Origin of the sequence: Kribbella kalugense (assembly GCF_004365875.1) — a bacterium.
Taxonomy (GTDB): Bacteria; Actinomycetota; Actinomycetes; order Propionibacteriales; family Kribbellaceae; genus Kribbella; species Kribbella kalugense.
Genome location: NZ_SODF01000001.1, coordinates 989,385 through 1,011,833, shown reverse-complemented (window position 1 = coordinate 1,011,833; position 22,449 = coordinate 989,385). Strand labels below are relative to the sequence as shown.

Sequence of the window (22,449 nt, the reverse complement as noted above, 5' to 3'; positions counted from 1 at the left end):
GAGTGAAGAGCGATACGGCACCGCCGGAGCCGCAGCAGTTGTTCAGTGCATCGACACTTTGGAAATGCATCTCGGAAGAGGCTGGCCGCGGAAGCAGATCGATAGATGCGGCTGGCTTCCGAGCGAGCTATTGATGCTCGGGCAACATGTCGCTGCGCTGCCGGCCTTTCTCTCGCTCGCTCTCCGGCTCGGCTCCGTGGCAACGGAACCCACCTTCGAGGATGTTCTGCGGCATCTCAAGCGCGGTGTAGACACGTCCACCTGGCGCCACATGTTGCTGCAACTGGAGGTCGACCGCGCCTGGCAAGCCACGAGCGAGGCCGTGACATTCGAGCCTCACATCGCGGACGCGCCGACGCGGGCCGATCTGCGTATCCGCGCAAGCCGAACGTTCCTGGTAGAGACGACAAGCCTGTCGCGATCGAGGGCCGACCGGCGCTGGGAGCGGTTGGAACATGAGTTGTGGTTGAGGATCCAAGGCATTCAGGCCACCACCGGCACTCTGATCGACGTCGAGATGACGGCCGACATGGACGTAGAAGTCATCGAGGCTTGGCTGGTTGAGATCGAGCGGGCCGCAGGCGATACGGCTCGAGATCTACCGGCGATCGTCCCCTCCGCCGTCGGCCAAGCCTCGATCCGGCGCGACCGGGCCGGCGACTCCGGCTCGACGTTTCATGGGGGCTTACGTACCACCGACGGATGGTTCCGACTGGCGCGCACGCTGGTTGAGAAGGCACGTCAGTCGAAGGGTGAGGAACCTGTCTGGCTCCGCGTCGATGCCCTGGACGGGTTCTTCCAGCTCACCGAGTGGCCTTCGATGAGCTGGCCAGATCGACTCACCCGCTTGAGCGATGCAACCAGTTACGCGCTCAAGGGCGCCGACCACCTGGCCGGCTTGGTCCTGTCCTCGTCCAAGGGTGTGGCGTTGGGCGAGACAAATGCAGCACAGGTCGACAATCGATTCGACGCTGCCAACGGCACCGGTGTGCGTCGCCTTGTTGCGCCGCACGTTGCGAGAGAAACGGCGATCATCCCGTTAGGCCCAGCAGCGACCGAAGAGCAGAATGCATGGGCCGATGCCTACTCTGCCGAGCCGGCGTGGCTCGACGAGGATCTCGGCTTGGTGGGTCTGCCGCCACTCGCGGAAATCGTCGGTGCACCGTCCTAGCGCAACTCGACGTCGGTCGGTCGTCGGCACACTTCAAGACTAGTTGTGGTGTCCAGGCTGGTTGTTCCTGGGTGGCGGTGGGTCGGTCTGACAGATAGGGAATTGTCATCATTGACTCAACGCCAAACTTCGTTGACGGGTGACGTGTCGCCTGCGATCTTCTGCATGTGAGAGAAGGCGCATTGAACGACCCCGGTGACAACCCAGCTCGCACGCAGACATGGGCAACCCAGGTTCCTCCGTGGGTACGGATCCCGCGGCTGGAACTCATCCTCGGCTGTCCCCTGCCAGCGATCGACTGGGCACTTGTCAACGGCCTAGTGGCGCGGCACGTGACAGAAGATCTGACGCTCGACTACAAGCGCACGCTCTACGGCGCCAGCGACGCCGAAAAGAAGGAGCTAACCAAGGATGTAGCAGCACTGGCCAACGCAGCTGGCGGCCTCATCATCCTCGGGATCGATGAAGATGCTCAGTCCGCGGCCAAAGAGGTGACTGAAGTTCCACTGGCGGATGGCGAGCGTCGACGCATGGTGGACGTCCTGGTGCGCGGCATAGCACCACTCATCCCGGATGTGGTCGTCGGCGAGATCCCTGACCCGGAGAACCCGACCCAAGGCGTTTACCTATTGCTCGTGCCACCGAGCGATGAGGCACCACACGGCATCCGTCGAAACGACTACTACGCGTGGCCAGTCCGTGAGGATCGTCAGGCTAGGTGGATGACCGAACCAGAGTTGGCATCGCGCTACCGCGACCGCTTCGCCGGCGCGTCCCAACAGGTCACCAGGCTGGACAAGATCTGGCATGACGCACTCCCGCGAGTGACAAACAGAGATCGCGGTTACGTCACAATCGCGCTGGTTCCAGCGCGTGCCGGTCATCTGCAAACAGACCGTGCCTCTTACTTTTCCTGGCTGAGCTCCACGGAGACGACAATTACGGGAGCGATCACCCGCGATCTGGACAAGGTGTCGATCGGCCGACGAAGAGTGATCTTCTCCGACCCAAACGACCACTACATCGAACTGCATGCGAATGGGTCCGGCTTCGGCGCCGGTAACGCGACGGTCGACCAGTCACGTGGCTTGGAACTCCAGGCCTTCCCGAGCAACAGCGGATTCTTCGCCCTAGACCTGGTAGCTACTTGGACCTTGGGCATCCTCGACGTCTTGGCTCGACACGCGGCCAATGCGGGAGCATCAGGCGATCTCGCGATCAGGCTGCAGCTCACCGGCCCGAGCGGGTGCGTTAAATACCTCGTCGAGCGGACGTCAACCGGCCGGGACCGGCAGGTGCCCCTGTCGCGCTACCCGGGCTCTGTCGAAGAGTTGGATATTACTGCTTCGTTGTCTGTGGTCACGTCGCCGCGTGACCTGCTCGATGTGACAACCTCTGCGCTGGCCGACCTAGCGGCGGAATTCAACGTCACTCCGTCCGCGATACCGCTCGTAGCTGCCGACGGATGCACCTCTGGATTTTCAGGTCCACGCGCAGCGCACCTCCAAGGCTGGTTCACCAACCATGCGGACGACCTTAGCTCCCGCGAAACACGCGGCTCAGGGCACGTCACGCCGGCCTCGCCTCGCGACGGCGTCGCCCCTACAAGCTAGGTTCCGCGTCATCCAACTCAGTTCTCGCTCCGACATCCCGAGGGGCAAGCGGGATGCGTGTGGTTAAGGTGCGTGTTCCTCCTCGGACACGCGACTTATCCACACGCTTAACCATCGGGTCGGCCCCACGTCGGCTGTCCAACGCCGTCTGCAAGAGCCCGCCGGTTCAGTCGGTCTGGGCGACGGCCTGTAGCTGCGGCAGCAGTAGTGTTGCCTGCTTTGCCCGCGCGGAGATACCGAACAGCTCGCGAGCCAGCATGACCAGTGAGATCGGGAACATCACGATCGCCACCAGGATCACGAAGATGGCGGCGAGGCCATCCAAGGGCGAGTCGTTGCTGCGGGCATCGCCGCTGCTCGGTGAGGAGAAGTTCAGGCTGTCGCGCTTGCCCGTCTCGAGGAGACACCGAAACTTCGGCTTGTACGGGCGCACCGTCGCCTTGCTCCCGTCGGCGAACCGGAGCCTGATGCGGCTACGGATGAACCCGCTGCGGGACACCCTCGTCACCGCGGCCAGTTGACGCCATGGACGGTCGGGGCGCTCGAGGACTGAGACGCCACCCTCGTGGACCTGCAGTCCGGTCACCGTCTTGTGCATCAGGACCATCGTCACGCCCGCGGGTAGAGGAGCCTCGCACGCGGCGCGGATCTCTTCGACCGTGTGTTGTGGCAACGGGTCGGCTTGCTTCTTCGCCACGATGTCCCTCCGGAGCCATGATCGATTCCCCTCGGAAGGCTAGCGTCTGTCCGCCGTCCACTCGGTGATCTGAGGCGTGTCGCCGCGACGGCGCCGTTCGCATGTCTTGCAACCCATTCGCCAATGCCCGCAACAGCTCGCCCCGTGCCGCTCAGCAAAGCCCGACAAAGCCCCGTCCGACGACTTCTTCGCCGAGCTCCAGGCGTGTGGTTAAGGTGCGTGTTCCTCCTCGGACGCTGAAACAGATGTTCAATTCATGCAGGCGGCACTCCGGTGCCGCCTGTCGCTTTTGTGGAGCAGCTTGCCGGCGTTGACCTTCTCGCCCAAGCCCCTCGATCGCACCAGCTCCGCCTTGTGTCGGCGAGTGGCACTCACAGTGAATGAAGGAAAGTTGCCGCCAGCAACCTGAAGTCGATGCCGCCTCGCCCTCGGTCCTGCACGAACGGTTATCCACAGGTTGTGAAGTCGTCCGATCCGGAGGCGGGAAAACCCATATGTTCTTGGGAAAGGAGGTGCTCGATGAGTGCTGGCAAGGACAGTGAAGGCCGCCGGGGCGTCCGCGGCGGCAGAAGACGTCAAAACACCGACGGCGATCAGCCTCACCCGGAGCTGACGCCGTTGACTCTGACCCAGGCCGACCGATTGGTCCGTCTCGCCGAGGCTGCGGTCGCCGAACGTGGGTTCTCGATGCGGTACGACGGTACAGCCGTGCTGGTATCGATCGGAGACGACGGCTCTCCGGCCAGCGACGGTCCATTCGCCGGACTCGTGAATCTTGCCCGCACGGTGGGCGAGTTGCCACGACAGCGGTGGCGTGACGCAGTCGCCGCGCATTTCGACCAAATGCTCCCTCCTGGCGGCCGACCGAGGATCCCCGAAGACCTGGAAAGCGAGCTGTACCTTCGCCTGGTCAGTGCGTCCGCGATCGAGCCCGGCTGGAGAGACCGAGTGCCGGAGTTCCTACCGGGTCTGCTCACTGTGCCGGCGACCTACGCCGGCACTGCGGTCGCGATGCATTTCGACATCGACAGTCTTGGCGCGCCCTGGGCGGAACTCAGCCGGATGGGCCTGGCGAACCTGCGCCGCCTCGAGGACAAGGTGGAGCTCGTGCAACAGCCCGGCGCCAACGGCGCCGAGGTTGCCATGCTCACCGGAGGCATGTTCACCGCCTCCCGAGCACTGGTTCTCGACACAGTGCTACGCGAATCACTGCGAGTCGAGAATCCTCCGTTCGGTTGCCTCGTGGCCATGCCGGCCCGAGACATGCTGCTCATTCACGTGGTGCGAGATCCGACGGTGGTCAGCGCATTCGGCATGCTCGCCAGACTCGCCAATTGCTTCTTCGCCGACTCGCCAGGACCGTTGAGTCCGCACGTCTACTACGTGACGGAAAACGAGTGGCAACAGGTGACCGATTACAGCACCGGCACCGCGCAACTCCGGGCCGGCGGCCGCTTCTCCGCAGCCTTACGCCGCCTCGACACCGAACCAAGCGGGACGCCGCACTTCACGTCCGGAGGAAGAGGGCAATGACGAACGCCGGCCGTCCGGGTCTTCAATTTGGTGACGGTGGGGTGGCGAACGCAGCACGAAGCGGCCTTCACGATGGGCCAGGACCTTTGATCATCGGCTCCTGGTGCCACGACCCCCAGTGGTACGGATTCGTCCGGCCCCGGTGGCATCTCCGGCGCTCCAGTGACCCGGTGATCTCGCCCAGGGTCGCATCGACATTTTCAGCTGCTTCACAGACCCGCTGAAAGAACCGTTCGCCACAACCGAGGTGGCGTCATTCGGGCAGGAGTACCTGTACCTGGTCGCGGATCTCCTGTACGACGTCCTCGACTGGGTTGGCGGCGTTGATGGCGGCGGCCATGCTGATGAACATGATCGCGGAGACGATGTGCGCCCGTGCCGCGGCGTCCTGCAGGCTGGTGCGCCCGTCTCGCCGCGCCGTACCGGCCATGGACGGTGCAGGCCGCGATCCCGAGCGCAGAAGTTGTCGGTGACCTGGGATCCGTCAGGCGTTGCCCACGCAGGGCCTGCCCACGTGACCGGCACCCTGCGGGACGGTCGGACATTCACTCGCCCGGTTCTGGTGGTCCCGCGCGGCCTGCGCTATGCCGTTCACACCGGCGGTGCGATCACTGCGGACTGGACCTGGCTGACCGAACTCGCGACGACGGACAAGCCGCTACTCAATTCCGGACCCGACCAGCCGCTCGGCCCGGATCCTGTCACCGGGAGCACGTGGGGCTATACAGGTGCCAGTGCACCGGCCGGGGACGCGAGCGGGACCTCTACACCGCCTTGCGCTATGCGAAGAACCATGAGCCGCTCGTCTACACGTTCACCGGTCTCCAGGCCGGAACATACTCGGTCCACGCCGGGTACTGACGACCCGTGGCCCTGGGCGAACCGCGCCGCGGAAGTCTCCGTGAACGGCGCAGTGGTCGACCAGCAGCGCCTCTTCACCGCAACGGGCACCTCGGCGCAGTACGGCGGCATCGCGGTCGGCGCCGACGGTCGAATCACGGTCACCATCACGCCGACCAGATCCCCAGACATCCAACTCAGCTGGCTGATGATCGCCCAGGACACCTAGCGTCCGGCACCAACTGGTCCGCGCCGGGCCGGACGAGACCAGCCGACGGCGTTGCTGAGCAGATCCGGAGTGGGGCCGTACCGTTGGGGCGTGGGCACCTTGGGACAGCGGTTGGACGCTGCGCAGCGTCGGCGTCGGCGGCTCGGGTTCCCGCTCGCCGTGGTGTACAAGTTCTTCGACGACCAGGGCAGCTATCTCGCGGTGATCGTCACGTACTACGCCTTCGCGGCGATCTTCCCGATGTTGCTGATCTCCTCATCCGTTCTCGGGTTCCTTCTGCAGGGCAATGAGGATCTGCAGAAGGCCGTCTTGCAGTCGGCGCTCAAGGAGTTCCCGATCGTCGGTACCCAACTGTCGACCCCGCAGGGCTTGCAAGGCAGCACCCCGGCCGTCATCATCGGCACGCTCGCCGCGGTGTACGGCGTGATCGGGCTCGGACAGGCGGGGCAGAACGCGGTCCACGTGACCTGGGGAGTCCCCCGCAACCGACGCCCTAATCCGTTTCGTGGGCGTCTGCGGTCCGTAGCGCTGCTCTCGCTGGCCGGTCTCACGGTGCTCGGCTTCGCCACCCTGACTGTCTTGGCCGGCAGCCAGACATCGCTGTTCGGCGACATCGCCCACCTGGGGTGGGTCGTTTGGATCGGCTCGGTACTGGTGCTCACTGCCATGCTGACCCTGTGCCTGCGCCCGGGCACTACGCCTCGGCCGGCCCTGCGGAAGATCCTCCCGGGGGCGTTCCTCACCGCTGTCGGCTGGCAGCTGCTCGAGCGTCTGGGCGGTATCTACGTCAACAATGTGCTGGCCAAGACGAGCGAGGTGAACGGCGTCTTCGCGCTGACCCTGGGGCTGATCGGGCTCATCTACGCCGCATCGGTGATCGCCGTGATCGGCGCCGAACTGAACTCGGTGATCGCGCACCGTCTGTACCCGCGCTCGTTGCTGGCCCTCTTCACCGACTCGGCCACCGACCTGACACCAGCCGACCATCGCGCCTACGCAATGTACGCCCAATCCCAGCGCCACAAGGCCGCCGAAACAATCGAGGTCACCTTCGGATCCCACGAACCAGTCGATCCCATCGCAGAAAGATCCCAGGCGTCGGAGAATCGGCACGGTGAGCAGTCACCAAGGCCGCCGGTTGCTGGTGCCTGAGTGCCTTTTCTGAGGTCGCGGTTTCGTTGATTGGAGGTGAGCCGGTTAGGGTCTTCCGGGTGTCCACTTTCGATGTCGCCGCACCAGACCACGAACTGTCGGACGTCGCGGAACGCGCCTGGCGCGATGTGTCCGATGTCGGCGCCGCCGCCGCACGGATCGAGTGGGCCGGCGCCGCACGGGAGATGCTGCTCGTCGCAGCCGGGAAGTACCAGGCGGTCGTGCAGCAGAAGGCCATCGCCGCCGGCGTACAGGAGCTGACCGGCATCCGCACCAAGCAGCCGACCCGGCAGTGGATCGGTGGCGTCCTCGCCGAGGTGTCCGCGGAGAGCCTGCGACGGGGTGAGCCGATGTTGTCGGCGCTGTGCGTCAACCCCGACGAGAGCGTCTTCGACGGGTACGCCGCAATTGTCGGCGCGGCAACAGGTACCACTCCCCCGGACGCGGATGTCCATGCCTCCCACGAACGCCTCGCCGGCTACCGTCACTTCGATGCGACCGGCTTACCGGCCGATGGCGGCAGCCCGATGATCCCGCCGAAGCTCGGCGCTGCCCGCGCGCGAGCCCGCAGGGCCGCGATCGCCGAGCGCCCGATCAACAAGTGCCCCCGCTGCAACCTGCAGACACCTGCCAATGGGATCTGCGACACCTGCGACTGAAGACTTCACGACCTCGTCCAGCAGGAGGTAGAACGCGATCACGGACGGTCGGCACGTGTCAGCCGTGGCCGGTGATTTTGGTGTAGTAGGCGCGGGCGTCCTGGGTTCGACCTGCGCCCAGCACTCGAAGTGCCTCAGCCAGTTCGGGGTAGCGGTCCTCGAGCAGTTCGGAGGCTCCCTGGATGTCGCCGGCGGAGGCGACGTCGCGGAGCAGTGCCTGGATGGCTACGACCGGATCGCCCGCGGGCACCGGCGTTGCGGGCGTCTCTTTGACCTGGTCGACGGTGAGGGTCGATCGCTGAGCGCCACGGATCTCGTCGAGCCGGCGCAGTTGCTCGGCCGGTGAGTGGGAGTCCCAGGCGGGATCGTTCACCGTCGCCTCGAGCTGGAGCAGGCGCGTCAGTACAGTCGGGTTGCTGATCTTGGCGCGCTGACCGGACATCAGCTGTGACAGCATCGGCGCGGACAGGCCGAGGATGCCGGCGAGCTGAGCCTGGGAGAGCTCGAGGCGGCCGAGCAGGCGCCGGAAGCGATCACCCAGCGGTTCGCCGTACCACTCCAGCTGCAGCTTGAGGTTGCGCGCGTACGAATCGGTCACCATGAGCTCCGGATTGCCATTTGCAAATTGCAGATGCAAACGCTAGGTTTCTGCATGTCCGCCCTTCGATGCCCTCTGGAGACGCCATGATACGACGCTTCGCCGCCGTGGCCGCGTTGCCCGTTCTGACCGCCGTGTTCGCGTTCGGAAATGCCGCGCCGGCCCATGCCGAGGGCGAGTTGTCGCCGGTGATGGTCGTGCTGGACTCGTCCGGCTCGATGACCGCCCGGGATGTCGGGGGCAGCGGCACCCGGATGGACGCCGCCAAACGGGCCGTCGGATCGATGATCGACAGCCTGCCCGCCCAAGCCCCGGTCGGGCTGGCGATCTACGGCGCGGGGACCGGGTCGAGCGGCTCGGAGAAGGCCGCGGGCTGCCGCGACGTCAGAGTCGTCGAGCCGGTGAAGGCGGTCGACAAACCCGCGATCAAGCGGGCCGTGAATGCGGCGAAGGCGAGCGGCTACACACCGATCGGCCGGTCACTGCTGACCGCGGCAGCTCAGCTTCCGAAGGAGGGTCAGCGCTCGATCGTTCTGGTGTCGGACGGCGAAGACACCTGTGCGCCGCCGCAACCGTGCGACGTGGCGAAGCAGCTCCACCAACAGGGGGTCGACCTGCACGTGCACGCGATCGGCTTCCGGGTCGACGCGAAGGCACGAGCCCAGCTCGCCTGCATCGCGCAGAGCACCGGCGGGACGTATCACGACGCCGCCGACGCCGACGCGCTGCTCGGCGTACTGGGCCGGGTGACCGATCGCGCGCTGCGGCACTACGAACCGACCGGCCAGCCGATCACCGGTACCGCGGATCCGTTCACGGCGCCGACCATGACCCCAGGCCAGTACCTGGACACCCTGAGCCCGGTCGAGGAACGCTTCTACGCGGCCGATCTGAAGGCGGGCGACACGGCGTACTTCGCTGCGACGGCAATCTTCCCGCGCGGCAACCCTCGGGATCTCGAGGTCCTGGACATCAAGATCACCGGCCCGGGCGGGGCAGATTGCTATCGGTCCGAACGCGAGCTGCATACCCGTGCCAAGCAGGACGGCGGTGCGCTGACCACGGTGCTCAGCTGGAACGGGACGGTTCCCGGGTCGTCGAAGCCCAAGGGCTGCAGCGTCCCCGGCAAGTATGTCTTCAGGGTTACCCGAGACGCGAAGGACGGCACCGACCGCGTGCCGCTGGAGCTGCAGTTGCGGATCGAGCCGCCGGTGACCGGCAGCTTCGGTGAACCGGCGCAGACCGGCCTCGTCGACTTCGCGCAGCAGCCGGCCGGTACCGTCCGGCCGGTGCGCGGCGGCGGCTCGTTCAACGAGGCGACCACCCTGACCGGAGCCGGCCGTTACGGCGAAACCATCTACAACGGCGAAGAGCTGTACTACCGCATGAAGCTCGACTGGGGGCAGGGTCTCGCCTACCGGGTCACCTTCGGCGCTGTTCCGGATGCCGGGACGACCAACATTCGCACCGGCCTGTTCAGTCCGGTCCGCTCAGAGATCAAGTTCGACACGACCGCCTACACCGGGACCACGAACATCTTGCCGTCCAGCGGAAAGGCGATCGCGACCCCACGTACGGCGTACCTGAACCGCAACGCGTCCGATGCGGTCATCCGGGAGTCCAGCATCGACGGCTGGTACTACATCGTCGTCAAGCTGGGCGCCCCGTTCGCCCACGAGGCGGGCGGCGTACCGGTGACGATCGACGTGGCCGTCGCCGGCGACAAGGTCGCTGGACCCGCGTACGGCACCTCGACCGGGGAGACTCCGAGCAGCCCGACCCCTAGCACCGAGACTCCGTCAGCCAGCCAGTCCACGCCGTCCGGGTCCGGCACCACGGCAGGCCAAGGCTCGGGCGGCGACACCAAGCCGGCGGCCGACAAGACAGCCTCCTCGTTGCCCTGGATCATCCTCGGCGCTGTGCTCCTGCTGATCGTCGCGATCGTCGTCGCGGTGCTGATTCTTCGCCGTCGCAAGTCGGCGATGCCCCAGACGCCACCGGGGTATCCGAACGGGCCGGGTCAAGGCTGGTCTAACCGGCCTTGATCCAGCGGTACGACGAACCCTGCTGGCGGCACACGATCCGAGTGCCGCCGGCGGTTGTCTCGAGATTGCCGGCCTCTTGCCAACCGCACGTTCCCCCGACCTTCGCTTCGGCGTTGGGCGCTGGGGTGACAGGCCTGGTGCTGATCGTTTCCGGGACAGTCGGCTGACTCGGCGGCGGCGAGTCGTGGCCCGCGGGTCGCCCATCGAGAGTCAGTAGCGCGACGAGAGTCGCCGTCGCGAGGACCGCCACGGTGAGTGCGGCCAGTACGACGATGCGCCGCTTCCCCGAAACCAACGGGTGGATCTGCGAGGGCGGCGTACCCGCCTCGCGGTGTACCGCGTGGCCGAGTGCTTCGGGCGGGTCGGCAAGGGTTGCGTACGGTGCGGGCAGTGGCGGCAGGTGATCGAAGACCTCGATCGGCTCCCCGTCGGGCGTCAACGCCGGGAGTTCCAATGGTTGCGCCAGAAGAGGTGCGAGCGCAGCCAGTGCATCCTCGGCGGAACGAGCCCGGTTGGCAGCCTCGGGCTGCATCAGGCTCTCAACGACCTGCCAGACGACGCTGTCGTCGGCCGCGTCCGCAGGCCGGCTCCGCGGTGGGCCGGTGAGCGGAGGTTCTTCCCCGGTCAGGAATTGCCAGCCCGTCACGCCCGCGGCGTACAGGTCCTGACTGATCGACGCGGGCTCGCCGGCAAGAGCCTCGGGCGCGACATACCCCGGCGTACCGACCACGGCTCCGTCCTGAGTGAGGCGCGGCTGTCCCAGCCACAGGGCAATGCCGAAGTCGCTGAGCCGGAGTACAGGAGGTCCGGTACCGGTGGTCTCGAGCAGCAGATTCGCCGGCTTCACGTCCCGATGGAGCAGGCCGGCCGCGTGGACCTGGTCGAGAGCGCCCAGCAGTTGCGCCAACAGTTCGGCCGCGTAGCGCTCCGGGAGCGCACCGAAGTCAGCGACCAGGTTGTCCGCCGAACCACCGCCGACCAGATCCATCGCCAGCAGAGCTTGATCGTCCTCGGCCACCCAGCTGTAAGGACTCAGAACGTGTGGGTGATCCAGCCGCAGCCCTTGCTCGCGAACGAATCGGAGCAGGGACCCCGCATGACGCTGCCGGAGCACCTTCGCGGCGCAGAACCGCCGCAGGCGACGATCCCATGCGCGCCAGACCATGCTGTTGCCACCTGCACCGATCGGGTCGATGAGCTCATAGCGCCCGGCAAACACGTCAGCCATCACGACCCCTCCTCTCGCCGGTCCGGAAGCACCCCGACGATAGAGCAGGACTGGCGCGCCTGCCGAGCAGCACCGGTGGCGACGAGCCGAGGATCAGTGCAAGGCAAGGACAACTATTCGCCGGCCGACTTGGAGAGACTCAGGTGGGTCGTGATTTGGTAGCGGTCGCCGCGGTAGGCGGCGCGGGTGAACTCGAACCTGCGGCCGTGCTGGTCGCGGGTGGTTCGCTCCAAGATCAGAATCGGAGCCTCTAATGCGAGGCCGAGCAGGGCGGACTCGGTGGCGTCGGCCGCTGCTGCTCCCTGAGTCTGTTCGGCGTCGGTCGGGATCACGCCGTAGCGTTCTTCGAGCAACGCGTAGAACGAGTTCTGCTCGATCACCCGGACGTCGAACTCGGGGACGAGCTCCTGCAGCACGTGGATGGTCTCCAGACAGATCGGGTCGCCGTTGACGAAGCGTTGCCTGGCGATCCGCAGTACGGCGGTGTTCGGTGTGACCCGGAGTCTGCTGCCGATCAACGTGCCGGCTTGGATCGTGGCGTGGCTGAGCACCCTGCTGGTCCAGGTTCCCGGTGCTGTCGGGTAGGTCGCTCCATGGGTGCCGCTGATCTGTTGAGCGACCTTGGGGCTACCGACGAACATGCCGCGGCCGTGCTCGCGCACCAGCCAGCCATCGCGAACCAAGTCGTCGACCACTGCTCGGAGGGTAGGTCGGGAGATCTCGAGTTCGGCAGACAGCTGGCGCTCGGAGGGTATCGCCTGACCGACCGCTCGCGACTCGACCAGCCCGAGCAGGTACTCGCGGGCCCGATCGCGTTTTCGCAGGCTGCCTACCACGAGGACCCACCTCAGTTATGCCGGAAGGTCCGTATGTTACGCGCTCAGTGTTCCGGCGGCTGGTAGTTCTCGCAGCTCCCGGTGTTGCTCAAGGAGTCCTGGTAGGTGGTGTCGTGCTTGCGGTACTTCTCCACGCGGGCGTCGGCCTGTGCGGGCGAGACGGTGTCGTTCTTGGCGTAGTAGGCCCAATCGACCTGCTCGCGGTAGTCACTTGTCGACGTCCCCTGGTGCCCGTCCAGATCGATGAACCACAGGTTCCAGTTCATGCTCATGTCCTGACGCGGCAGAACGGTGTTGCCGTCCTGGTCGACGGTGTGGTCGGCCGTGAGCTTGCCGTCGATGTAGTACCTCGCGTGGCCGTTGCCTACCTGGGTGACATAGGTGTGCCAGCCGTTCAGCGACCTGTCCTGGCGGCTCTCCGCGGTTCGCGCGTCCCACGGGTCCTCTCGGAAGGTGTGCCAGCTCGTCTGGAAGTTGACCGGGCCTGTCTCTCCCCAGCCTCCGTTCGGCAGGTACTCGGTGAAGTCGAGCTCGCTGTAGATCGGGTCGTAGTCGAACTTCGTCGGGCCGATGGCGAACGCGGTCTCGTTGATGTGATCGCCGTCCGTTCCGGTGGCCGGGGTGTCGGCGTACCGGACGCGGGTGGCATAGGTGCCGTTCCGCAGATTCATGGTGGTACGGCGGAGCTCGGAGTTGGTCGTACCAGCGACCGTGCCGTCCGTCGCTGCCCTGAGTTGAGCGACCTTCTGGCCGCCGGTCGTGACGAAGGAGACGTTGCTCGCCGGCCAGGCAGTACCGGGGACGCCTGGGCCACCCATTTCACTCCGCGCGTTCCAGCCGTGGTCGCCGAGCGCAGGGTCGGTGGCCGACGCGTACTGGAAGTCGTCGAACAGTACGCCGCACTTGCCCGACCCGCGGTCGGCCCGATCGGTCGAGCCGACGGCAGCAGAGGCGCCGCTCACCATCGAGGCGATCGTCGCGGCGGTGGCGAGGAAGATAGTCGTTCTCTGACGTGACATGGCTCTTCGGTCTCCTTCGCGGCAAGGATGGGCGGAAGCCCGCGTCCGGGTCGAGCATGAATGCCACCGGAGTGAACCGCAAGAGTTCCGACAAACTTTTCGAATGGACTCAGCATAAACACATTCAGCGTGAGATCGGTGCCTGCTCACTGGTAAATACCAACAATTGGCGGAAGCGATTTATTTGCGGTCCAGATGGTATTTACCACTCGCGCACGGACCGAGGCCCCACAGTCCCGCCTGCGGGCGGGACTGTGGGGCGCGGCACTACCGCGCGGTTGGTGCGGGCACGTAGCCGGTGGGTCGGGTGGTGAAGGTTCCGCGGCCCTGGGTTCGGCTGCGTAGCTGCGTTGCATAGCCGAACAATTCAGCCAGTGGCACGGTGGCGACGATCACCATCGCGCCTTGTCGCGCGGTCGAACCCGAAATCCGGCCACGCCGTGCGGCGAGGTCGCCGAGCACACCGCCCATGGCATCCTCAGGCACGGTTGCCGTGACCTCAGCGACCGGTTCCAGGAGCACCATCGCACTGGCACGGAGGGCTTCCCGCAGTCCCAGTCGGCCGGCCGTACGGAACGCCAGCTCCGAGGAGTCCTTCGGATGGGTGGCTCCATCCGTCAGCGTGACCCGCACCCCGGTCACCGGGTGCCCGCCGAGCGGCCCCTCGGCCAGAGCATCCCGGCAGCCTGCCTCGACTGCGCGGACATACTCCTGCGGCACCCGGCCACCAACGACGACCGACCGGAACGCGAAGTCTTCGTCCAGCGGCTCCACATCGAGAGTGATCTGGGCGAACTGGCCGGCACCGCCGTCCTGCTTGACGTGCCGGTACACCAGCCCGGACACCCCGCGCCCGACTGTCTCGCGATAGGTCACCTGCGGTCGACCCACGACAACTTCGAGCCCGTGAGTACGGCGTACCTTCTCCGCCGCGACCTCGAGGTGCAGCTCACCCATGCCTGACAACAGCGTCTGACCGGTCTCGGAATCGGTCCGAACCGTCAGCGACGGGTCCTCCTCGACCAGCCGTGTCAGTGCCGATGCGAGCCGGTCGGTGTCGGTGCTCCTGCGGGCCTCGACTGCCACAGAGACGACCGGGTCAGCCACGGCCGCCGGTTCGAGAACCAACGGAGCCGCCGGCGCGCACAGGGTGGCGCCGCTCCGGGCGGACTTCGGCCCGACGACCGCGACGATGTCGCCGGCGACCGCCTGGTGGACCTCCACGTGCTGATCGGCCTGGACTCGCAGGATCCGGCTGATCCGCTCAGTGCGTCCCACGCCCGCGTCCACGACTGTTTCTCCCTTCCGAATCGTTCCCGAATACACCCGCAGGTACGTCAGCCGACCAGTAGCGGTCGAGCTGACCTTGAACACGAGCGCCGCGAACGGCGCCGCCGGGTCGGCGACCCGCTCCTGCAACGCACCGTCCGACAGGCCCTGCACCGCCGGCACCTCCTGCGGCGAAGGCAGGTAGGCGATGACGGCATCCAGCAGCGGCTCGATCCCACGGTTGCGGTACGCCGACCCGCACAGCACCACCACGCCGGTACCAGACAGGGACAGGTCCCGCAGTACAACGGCCAGTGTCTCGGCCGAGAGCGTTGACCGCGCATAGAACTCGTCCAGCGCGATCGGGTGGAGCTCGGCGACGGTCTCCTCGAGCAGCCGGCGTCGGCGTACCGCCCGCTCCAGAAGGGCATCTGGCACCGGACACTCCACCAACCCGTCGTTCCAGACGTACGCGCGCATCTTGATCAGGTCGATGACTCCGCTGAACTCGGCCTCCTCTCCGATCGGCAACTGGACCACCAGCGGGGTCACGTGCAACCGCTGACGGATCGAGTCCACCGCTGCATCGAGGTCTGCACCGGGCCGGTCCATCTTGTTGACGAACGCGATCCGCGGGACCCCGTGCCGATCGGCCTGGCGCCAGACCGACTCGCTCTGCGGTTCGACTCCCGCGACGGCGTCGAACAGTGCGACGGCACCGTCAAGCACCCGCAGCGAACGCTCCACCTCGTCGGAGAAGTCCACGTGGCCAGGGGTGTCGATCAGGTTGATCGAGTGCCCGTCCCAGTCGCAGCTCACGGCCGCGGCGAAGATCGTGATCCCGCGATCGCGCTCCTGCGAGTCGAAGTCGGTGACAGTCGTGCCGTCGTGGACCTCACCGCGCTTATGAATGGTGCCGGTGAGATACAGGATCCGTTCGGTGACAGTGGTCTTGCCCGCATCGACGTGGGCGAGAATTCCGACGTTGCGCAGCCGGGACAGCAGGTGGTCAAGGTTGGTACGCATGGGCCGATGGCCTTTCGGATGATGATCCGGATCGGGACAGCGCAATTCGCGGACGACGCGGCCACTCCCCCGGCGGCTGCTCAGAATGCAGTCGCCGGCAGGACAGGCTGGGTCAGTTCGTCACGGACAGGAGCCGACCGCGCAGTCGGCACCTGACACGCGAAGACACCAGGATCACGTCGTACCGTGACCGGGGAACACACACAGCGGCGCGGTAACGCACGGCCGGGCTCCCCTCACTCGTCAACGCGCCTGCCGCGATCTCGCGGCGGCGCTCACTTCGATCCAAGCGTAAGAGGATCGGTGATGTCGGACCACCGGATTTCACCGCAGCACCGAACCGGCCGGGGTGTAGGACGGGTCCATGGTTCTTCCTGCTGAAGTAGTTGCCCCGGTGAGAATCGAGGTCAGTCCCGGGCACCGGCTGGCGGTACGGCGTTGTGGGGATGGCGGCGTACCGCTACTACTCATCCACGGGTTCCCCTGCACGAGTCGCATCTGGTCGCACAACATCGGCCCGCTGGCGGAGGCCGGGTTCGACGTCGTCGCGCCGGACCTGCGCGGGTACGGCGACTCCGACTTCGCGCCGGATGACTTCTACGACCTCAACGCGTTCAACACGGACCTGACTGCTCTCTTCGACAGCCTTGGCTGGGAACGCGCGGTCGTCGCCGGGCACGACCTGGGCGCGATGATCGCTATCGACCTGACAAATCGTCATCCCGACCGGGTGGATCGGCTGGTGATCCTAGACGACTCCATGCCCGACCTGGTTGAGGCATTCGCCGCAGCGGGTATCCCACCAAGCCGGCCGAAGCCCGCCGTTTACGACTACCAGCGTCGCCAAGGACACGACGCCGATGCTTTGGTGGCCGAGTTGGACACGCCCGACCAGCGACGGCGTTACATAGCTGAGTTCTACGGACATCGCATGTGGTGTCCGCCAGCCGCCTTCAGCGACGAGGACCTGGCATTCCTGACCGAGCCGTACGGCGACGCGGCCAGGCTGCGCGCATCCTTCGCGGACTACGAGGTCGTCATGGGTACTCGACCACTGTCAGCACCGGAGATGCTCGATCGTCCGGTTCGGCAACAAACCCTGCTGCTGATCGGCGAGGACCAGGTGACCATCGGCGATCATGTCGAACAGCGGTGCGCGCTCGCCCTCCCCGAAGCGGTCGGCCCGTTCTGGGTCAAGGGTGCCGGCCACTTCCTGCCTTGGGAGCGTCCCGGAATCGTCAACCGCGCCATCCGCTCATTCTGCGGCGACCTACTGTCGCCTCCCGGACGTCGTGCGTAGCGCCTACCGTGGTTGCGCACCCGATTGATGGAGGACCGATGGTCGACTTCTCGCTCAGCGAGGAACAGCGCGCGATTCGTGAGACGACGCGAGAGTTCGTGCGCAAGGAGCTGATGCCGCTGGAGAACGACGTGCTCAGGCGGGAGCGGGAAGGGCTGCCCGGAGTCGAGCCCGACGTGATCAGGGAGCTCCGGCTGAAGGCGAAGTCGTTCGGGTTCTGGGGGTTGAGTACGCCCGAGGAGTACGGCGGGATGGACCTGTCCGCGGTCGACCAGGCGCTCATCACCAGCGAACTCGGGCGGACCTTCGTGCCGTTCTCGTTCGGTGGCGAGGCCGACAACATCCTGTACGAGAGCAACGAGGATCAGCGCGAGGAGTACCTGCTGCCGACGATCTCGGGTGACCGCAAGTCATGTTTCGCGATCACCGAGCCGGGCGCCGGCTCCGACACACGGGCGATCCGGACCACCGCTCGCCAAGACGGGGACGAGTGGGTGATCCGTGGCGAGAAGACCTTCATCACCGGAGGAAACGAGGCGGACTTCGCGATCGTCATCGCGGTCACCGACGCCGAGAAGGGCTCGAAGGGCGGGTTCACCGCGTTCCTGGTCGACCGCGACCGCGGCTGGACCTCTGACCCGATCGTCACGATGGGCCAGGCGATCCCGGCAACGCTCAACTTCGACGACGTACGGGTACCGCAGGATCACGTCCTCGGCGAGATCGGCCAGGGGTACGAACTGGCGATGCGCTGGATCATGAAGGGCCGGTTCATCATCCCGGCACGCGGGATCGGTGCCTGCGAACGCCTGCTCCAGTTGGCGATCGAGCAGGCGACGACGCGGCAGACGTTCGGCAACCCGATCGGCGACAACCAGGCGATCCAGTGGATGATCGCCGACTCCGAGGTCGAACTCGAGGCCGCTCGCTGGCTCGTCCTGTACGCCGCCTGGTCGGTCGATCAGGGTCGTCCGCCCCAGCACGACAGCGCGATCGCCAAGCTCTACGGCACGAACACCGTCAACCGGGTCGCCGACCGAGTGCTCCAGATCCACGGCGGGATGGGCTACACGAAAGAACTCCCGATCGAGCGCTGGTTCCGCGAGGTCCGGCTCTGGCGCATCTTCGAAGGCACCGACGAAATGCAGCGACTGATCATCTCCCGCGACCTACTCCGCGGCTACCGCAAACCAGGCGCCCACTTCAACTGACCGTCGGACGCCCTACTTTGTCTCGCCCTGCAGGTTTGCGAGTTGGGTTTCCAGGGCTTCCAGGCGGGTGCGGAGTTGGGTGATGTCCTCGGACGGAGCGGGTTCGGCTGGGGTGGAGCGACGGAGGGTGTTCCGGGCTTCCGTCCACTCGCCGGAGCGGGCCAGACGGGCGCTGCGGGTGACGCTGTCTTTGCCCTGCCGGAAGAGGGCGAGGGGATCCTCGCCCTGGACGGTTTCCAGGAAGCCGAGCAGGGTCGACGCCGGGACCCGGTCCGTGGAGTTGTCGTGGTCTTCCGTGCTGTACGCCGCGAACCGGTCCGTGAGGACCGTGCAGGCGAACTTGACCAACTGCTCGCGCAGGAACGGCAGCAGCGGGACCAGCGACATCCAATAGCCGACGGTCGGGAACGACTTGACGTAGCGCCGGCGAGCGAAGTTGCAGACGCGGTAGACCGAGCCGCCCCGGATCGAGACCGCGGCCAGATCGAGGTCCTTCGTCGGTGGAGCCTTCGGTGGGCGGACCAGGAAGTGATCGAAGGCGCAGTCCTTGACGTACTGCGTGAAGCCCCCGACCAGGTCGCCGAACGCCTCGACGGCCTTCCGGCGGTACGCCGTGAGCGGCCCAAGATCGAAGGTGGTGCCGCCGATGATCGAGGTGTCGATGACCGTCAGCGAGTTGCTCACCAGGTTGAGAACCGTGAGCCGTCGCGGCGGGAGGATGAACGGCCCGAGCTTGAGCGGCGTGGGCTCGATCGTCATCGACGTCGGTGTCACCTGCACCGGGATCCGCAGACCGTCGACCAGCGCGCCCGTGCTCGGGTCGTACACGATCGCGGTCGTGTCGTCACTCCCGGCCAGCACGACCCGGCCGCCGACCATCGCCAGCGAGATCGTCCCGCTCAGCGCTTCCAGGGACACCGCCGTATGCAACGGCGAACCGTCGGCGCAGTTGAACCCGACCAGCGCGCGGCTGGTACCCCGTCCACTGACCGTGTACACCAACGTCCGCAACTGCAGGTTGAACGGCAGCAAGGACCTCACAGTCTGCACTGTGAGGTCGTCGGTGCCGTCGGTCTGCAACCCGATCTCGATCCCCAGTGTGGGCCCGTTCGCGGAGATGTTGATGACGCGCAGACGGTTGTACGACGTGGCCGGCGAACCCGGCGTACCGCAGCTGACGACGGCGGCTCCGTCGAGACCGATCGCGAGCGGCCCGACCGGGTTCAGCTGCTCGGTCCCCTGGATCGCGGCGAGGTTGTCGGGGACGTTGTCGAACGGGATCCGCCACACGCCCGCGCCCTCGAACTCCTTCAGGTTGAATCCCGATTTCGTCGTCGTCCGTCGGCGCAGTCCCACGGCGTACACGAACCCCGGGTCCACCGCGGTGGTCGCCATCGTGACCAGCCGGACGCCACAGATCGTTGCCGCCGGCCGCCAGTTCACCGTCGTACCTGAGATCTCTCCGACCCGGAAGATCGTGTCGTTGTCGTCACGGGTCGGCACCGCCACGGCGACCAGCTTCCCGTCCGGCGAGAACGTCACGTCCGTGACGGCTGCCGTTGTCGACGAACCCGACTCCCCCGGCGGCAGTTCGCGCCCCGCGATCGGATCGATCCGGGCGATCAGCGTCTCGCTGTCGAGGTCGTAGCGGTTGACCAGGGTCGACGGCGTCAACGGGTTCAGCCCGGCGCCGACCGTCCAGATCTCCGTACCACCCGGACGGCTGCGCGCCCGGGCATGCGAGCCGACCCCGGAGACGGTCCGGATCCCGGTCAGCGTCGCCGGGTAGTCCGGGTAGGGACGCGCGTCGTCGAACAGCGCGCAGAAGGTCTCGCTCTGCAGCCGTTTCCGCAGCCCGGTGTAGAAGTCGCGCAGCAGCGCGTCCTCGGTCTCGGCCACGAACACGTTGCCGCCCGACTTCGGGTTCGCGACGTACGTCGCCAGGTTGGTCAGCGCCGTTCGCAACCGGTACGCCTTCTGATCCGCGATCGGGTCGGTGCCGTCGCCCGGCGTCAGCTGCCGCTTGATCCAGTTGAACGGCGAGGCGATGCAGTCGTCGTAGATGTCCTTCAGCAACGTCCCTTGCAGGAAGTCGCGCGGCGGCTCCGGCTCGTACTTCGTCACCACCACGCTCTCGCCACGCAGTACCACGCAGACCTCACCGTCACCGTCGGGGTTGAGCACGTCGCCCAGCCCGCCGATCTCGCTCAGTACGTCGACCACGGTCGGCGCCGCCAGGTCGAGATCGTTGCCGTCCGCATCGATCGCACTACCTGGCTGTACGGTCACATGTCGCCGGAGGTCCGCGTCGGCCGCATCCCGGAACGCTGTCTGCCGCTCCGCTGTCGGTACGGCGGCGTGCACGCGCTGGTTCGCCGGCGCCGTCTCGTCACCACAATGTACGGCGAGACCGGACACGATGCCGTACCCGTGCAGGAGCCGGTTGTGCCGCCGCAGATCGTTCGCCCGGCACAGGATGTCCAGCGCGTCCTGCACCGTGGCGGTGGCCGGAAGATCGCAGACTGTGTTGCTCAGGGCAATGTCCTCGGCGGCGAGCGCGGTCAGCGCTGGGAACCGGTCGCGCCGGTCGTCGACAACGGTGATCACACCGGCGTCCCGACGGAGTACGGCGATCTTGGTCAGGTGATGGGCGACACCGGACGGCAGCTGCGCCAACGGCCGTCCTGACGAGTCCTCCGGCCATTCGATGCCTGCCTGCGAGCTCCGAGCCGGCACCAGCCAGTAGTCGTGCCGATCGAAGGTCCCACCGGCCGGGAACCGTACCTCTACCCCCTTCTCGAGCAGGAACCAGTCGTCGCTGTCCACCGTGACCGAACCGTCCCACCGGCGGACTTGAGGATTGCTGCCGAAGTCATCGATGGACGCGGGTGTCTCCAAGGTCAGCTGGTTGCCTTGGGCATTCTTCAGCCGGACCAAAGTCCCGGGAAGCCCTTGCAGCACACGCGTGTCGTCGTACAGCTCGACGAGATCGCCCGGGCTGAAGCCGAGGACCGCGTCGCGGCCGATGCTCTCCACCTCCAGCACGTCGGGCCTGACGTTGCCGAGCCAGCGCGTGACCACCGAGCCGTTCTCCCGGCTCCACACGATCACCGGCTTGCCCGCGTTCACGTCGTACACCTGGATCCGGTAGAGCTGGTTCTCCAGGCCGATGTATCCGCCGGCCGGTGTCGGCCGGCAGAGATCGATGCTGTCAGGTGGCGGCACTGCGCGCGCGGCCATCCGGCCGGTCGCCGTGGCCGCAGCCGCGAGGGCCGCGTCGAGCTCTGCCTCCCCCGGTACGCCGGCCAGGTCGAGCAGCCGCACCTGCCACACCACCTGACTCCGCGTCGTGGTGTCGACGCCCAATGCCGACTCTGTCAGCGACGGGTCGTCCACCGAGGTGACAGCGCGCTGCCAGGCATCCAGATAGACCAGATAGTTGCCGTCAGCAAGATCCAGTACTCGCGGTCCGGTGCTGACCGGAAGGGACGTGTGCTCGGGCTCGGGGAGATCCGGTTGGGTGCAGTACGACGTACGCCGACGTACCTCGGTCGCCGCGCCGATCGCTGTCTCCAACGCGATCGTCCGCGACCCGACGTCGACGGACTCGACCCGCGCGCTGCCGACAGATCCCGCCGCGTCGAGGGCCTCGATCCAGTCGTGAGCCTGAAGCTCGGCACCGTCCAGCACCAGCGAGGCGACCGCGACCGACGTCGGCGAGGACTGATCCGTCACCCGGGTCACCTCGCCGTCGATCTCGCACAACAGGCCGCCGACCCACGCCCGCCCAGTGGTCAGCAGCAGGTCGTCCTCGACGACGTCCACGCCGAATCCGCCGTCCACCTTGGGCACGCCCGAGGCGCCGATGACATCGGCCGACCGTGTCTCGTCCCGGTACGCCGCTACATCGAGCTGCTCGTTCCAGTCCGCATCGAGCTGGACGCGTCCCTGCTGCATGCGCACGCCCGAGTAGTGCCGGTACGACCGGAACGTCGATCGGGTCAGGTCCCCACCGTTCATGCT

General features: G+C 66.5%; 17 protein-coding genes. 9 read left to right on the top strand and 8 right to left on the bottom strand.

Annotation, left to right across the window (positions count from 1 at the left end; all coding sequences use genetic code 11):
• Positions 1-64: 64 nt before the first annotated feature.
• Positions 65-1,171: a hypothetical protein gene (locus EV650_RS04645; protein ID WP_134115667.1), complete on the top strand. Its 1,107-nt coding sequence runs from the start codon at positions 65-67 to the stop codon at positions 1,169-1,171.
• A gap of 332 nt (positions 1,172-1,503) precedes the next feature.
• Entirely contained in the window at positions 1,504-2,784 is a 1,281-nt protein-coding gene (locus EV650_RS04640; RefSeq protein WP_166678026.1) for an RNA-binding domain-containing protein, read from the top strand.
• A 166-nt stretch (positions 2,785-2,950) separates the two neighbouring features.
• Here the strand turns inward: EV650_RS04640 and EV650_RS04635 are convergent, their stop codons facing one another.
• The gene (locus tag EV650_RS04635) at positions 2,951-3,481 is read right to left on the bottom strand and encodes a hypothetical protein (protein WP_134115663.1); all 531 of its coding nucleotides are present in this window, start codon (positions 3,479-3,481) and stop codon (positions 2,951-2,953) included.
• Positions 3,482-3,940: 459 nt separating this feature from the next.
• On the opposite strand from EV650_RS04635, the gene EV650_RS04630 reads away from it, so the two are divergent.
• The gene (locus EV650_RS04630; RefSeq protein WP_166678025.1) at positions 3,941-5,014 is read left to right on the top strand and encodes a DUF1444 domain-containing protein; all 1,074 of its coding nucleotides are present in this window, start codon (positions 3,941-3,943) and stop codon (positions 5,012-5,014) included.
• Between the two features lie 253 nt (positions 5,015-5,267).
• Here the strand turns inward: EV650_RS04630 and EV650_RS40275 are convergent, their stop codons facing one another.
• Positions 5,268-5,444, bottom strand: a complete 177-nt coding sequence (locus EV650_RS40275; RefSeq protein ID WP_166678024.1) for a hypothetical protein — start codon at positions 5,442-5,444, stop codon at positions 5,268-5,270.
• A 471-nt stretch (positions 5,445-5,915) separates the two neighbouring features.
• Here EV650_RS40275 and EV650_RS40270 point away from each other — a divergent pair, with 471 nt between their 5' ends.
• From EV650_RS40270 to EV650_RS04620, 3 genes are all read left to right on the top strand, one after another.
• A complete protein-coding gene (locus EV650_RS40270) occupies positions 5,916-6,083 on the top strand; it encodes a hypothetical protein (protein WP_166678023.1) in 168 nt (55 codons plus the stop codon).
• 90 nt (positions 6,084-6,173) lie between these two features.
• A complete protein-coding gene (locus tag EV650_RS04625) occupies positions 6,174-7,235 on the top strand; it encodes a YihY/virulence factor BrkB family protein (protein WP_238174014.1) in 1,062 nt (353 codons plus the stop codon).
• Between the two features lie 59 nt (positions 7,236-7,294).
• Positions 7,295-7,894 (top strand): hypothetical protein, encoded by a 600-nt coding sequence (locus EV650_RS04620; RefSeq protein ID WP_134115659.1) that lies wholly within the window; start codon positions 7,295-7,297, stop codon positions 7,892-7,894.
• A gap of 58 nt (positions 7,895-7,952) precedes the next feature.
• On the opposite strand, the gene EV650_RS04615 is transcribed toward EV650_RS04620, so the two are convergent.
• Positions 7,953-8,492, bottom strand: coding sequence for a helix-turn-helix domain-containing protein (locus tag EV650_RS04615; RefSeq protein WP_134115657.1), 540 nt, complete (start codon positions 8,490-8,492; stop codon positions 7,953-7,955).
• Positions 8,493-8,578: 86 nt separating this feature from the next.
• Between EV650_RS04615 and EV650_RS04610 the strand changes: the two genes are divergently transcribed.
• Positions 8,579-10,537: a VWA domain-containing protein gene (locus tag EV650_RS04610; RefSeq protein ID WP_134115655.1), complete on the top strand. Its 1,959-nt coding sequence runs from the start codon at positions 8,579-8,581 to the stop codon at positions 10,535-10,537.
• Here EV650_RS04610 and EV650_RS04605 read toward each other — a convergent pair.
• The 4 genes from EV650_RS04605 to fusA all read right to left on the bottom strand — a co-directional run bounded on the left by EV650_RS04605 (position 10,524) and on the right by fusA (position 15,915).
• Positions 10,524-11,765, bottom strand: a complete 1,242-nt coding sequence (locus EV650_RS04605; protein ID WP_134115653.1) for a serine/threonine-protein kinase — start codon at positions 11,763-11,765, stop codon at positions 10,524-10,526. The two genes, EV650_RS04610 and EV650_RS04605, sit on opposite strands and share 14 nt — an antisense overlap.
• Positions 11,766-11,878: 113 nt before the next feature.
• Positions 11,879-12,601: a GntR family transcriptional regulator gene (locus EV650_RS04600; RefSeq protein WP_134115651.1), complete on the bottom strand. Its 723-nt coding sequence runs from the start codon at positions 12,599-12,601 to the stop codon at positions 11,879-11,881.
• 44 nt (positions 12,602-12,645) lie between these two features.
• Complete coding sequence (locus EV650_RS04595) at positions 12,646-13,620, bottom strand: glycoside hydrolase family 16 protein (protein WP_134115649.1); 975 nt, start codon at positions 13,618-13,620, stop codon at positions 12,646-12,648.
• 267 nt (positions 13,621-13,887) lie between these two features.
• Entirely contained in the window at positions 13,888-15,915 is a 2,028-nt protein-coding gene (gene fusA / locus EV650_RS04590) for an elongation factor G (RefSeq protein ID WP_134115647.1), read from the bottom strand.
• Between the two features lie 364 nt (positions 15,916-16,279).
• On the opposite strand from fusA, the gene EV650_RS04585 reads away from it, so the two are divergent.
• Positions 16,280-17,215, top strand: coding sequence for an alpha/beta fold hydrolase (locus EV650_RS04585; RefSeq protein ID WP_134115645.1), 936 nt, complete (start codon positions 16,280-16,282; stop codon positions 17,213-17,215).
• A 38-nt stretch (positions 17,216-17,253) separates the two neighbouring features.
• On the top strand, positions 17,254-18,426 hold the full coding sequence (locus tag EV650_RS04580) for an acyl-CoA dehydrogenase family protein (protein WP_134115643.1): 1,173 nt from the start codon (positions 17,254-17,256) through the stop codon (positions 18,424-18,426).
• 12 nt (positions 18,427-18,438) lie between these two features.
• Here EV650_RS04580 and EV650_RS04575 read toward each other — a convergent pair whose 3' ends face one another.
• Positions 18,439-22,446, bottom strand: coding sequence for a DUF6519 domain-containing protein (locus EV650_RS04575; protein WP_134115641.1), 4,008 nt, complete (start codon positions 22,444-22,446; stop codon positions 18,439-18,441).
• Positions 22,447-22,449 lie beyond the last annotated feature (3 nt).